The organism is Rhizobium rhizogenes NBRC 13257 (genome assembly GCF_000696095.1).
GTDB lineage: Bacteria > Pseudomonadota > Alphaproteobacteria > Rhizobiales > Rhizobiaceae > Rhizobium > Rhizobium rhizogenes.
In genome coordinates, this window is record NZ_BAYX01000042.1 from 1 (window position 1) to 1,429 (window position 1,429).

The 1,429-nt window shown below is 59.8% G+C and carries 1 protein-coding gene; it reads left to right on the forward strand.

What is annotated here, in order from left to right; genetic code table 11:
* Positions 1-160 precede the first annotated feature (160 nt).
* A complete protein-coding gene (locus tag RRH01S_RS33030) occupies positions 161-1,360 on the forward strand; it encodes an IS256 family transposase (protein ID WP_042477839.1) in 1,200 nt (399 codons plus the stop codon).
* The last annotated feature ends 69 nt before the right edge of the window (positions 1,361-1,429 follow it).

Sequence of the window (1,429 nt, forward strand, 5' to 3'; positions counted from 1 at the left end):
GATCGTGTCCCGGCACGTGGTGTAGGTGGCGGGAGGTAGCAAAGCCGAGCAGCCGCGCGCTTTTCATAGCGCTGTAGCGGGTGATTGGGTTTGCGGGCGGCCATCAGTGTTTTCCGCTAGGGTCGGGTTGTTGAAGACCAACCTGACGGAAAGACCACCGATGACCAATGACATGATGAACGTGCGCTCGCTTGTTGAGAAGAGCGCCGATGCAGATTTATTGCGCGAGATGATCGGTTTTGCAGCCGAGCGGCTGATGGAGCTGGAGGTCGGCTCAGCCACCGGTGCTGACTTCGGCGAGAAGAACCCGATGCGCCTTGCTCAACGCAACGGCTACCGTGACCGCGATTGGGAGACACGGGCCGGAACCGTTGAACTCCGCATTCCAAAGCTGCGCAAGGGAAGCTATTTTCCGAGCTTTCTCGAGCCGCGCCGTATGGCAGAGAAGGCCCTGACGGCGGTTATCCAGGAAGCGTATATCCAGGGAATCTCGACCCGTTCTGTCGACGATCTGGTCAAAGCCATGGGCATGTCGGGCATCTCCAAGAGCCAGGTGTCGCGGCTGTGCGAAGAAATCGACGTCAAGGTAAAGGCGTTTCTCGACAGGCCGATTGAGGGCGAGTGGCCGTACGTCTGGGTGGATGCGACCTATCTCAAAGTCCGCCGTGGCGGTCGCATCGTCTCCGTCGCCGTCATCATTGCTGTCGGCGTCAACAACGACGGGCGGCGCGAGGTCCTGGGTATGGAGGTCGGTACATCGGAGGCAGAACCGATCTGGACGGAGTTTCTGCGCAGGCTGACACGTCGAGGATTGCGTGGCGTCAAGCTCGTCGTCTCCGATGCCCATGAAGGTCTCAAGGCGGCCGTCACCAAGGTTCTCAACGCCACCTGGCAAAGGTGCCGGGTTCACTTCATGAGGAACGTGCTCGCGCATGCTGGAAAGAGCGGCAGGCGGGTCGTCTCCGCCTTTATCGCAACGGCATTTGCTCAGGAGACGCCGGAGGCAGCAAGCGCTCAATGGCGCAGCGTCGCCGATCAGATCAGACCGAAAGTGCCGAAGCTCGCCACCATCATGGACGATGCTGAAGAGGATGTGCTCGCCTACATGACCTTCCCGAAAGAGCACCGGGCAAAACTGCACTCGACGAATCCAATTGAGCGTCTCAACGGCGAAATCAAGCGACGCACCGAGGTCGTCGGCATCTTTCCGAACGACGAAGCGATCGTCCGTCTCGTTGGCGCACTGCTGCTCGAACAGAACGACGAGTGGGCCGTCCAACGCGCCAGGTATATGACGCTTGAGACCATGGCCCAAATGAGCGATGATCCCCAAATCAGTCTGCCCGCTGTGGCTCGCTGATATCCGCTCCGACCCATGTCGGAAAGCACGGCCATCAGCCGTCAGCTACACCACTCCCGTGGACACGAT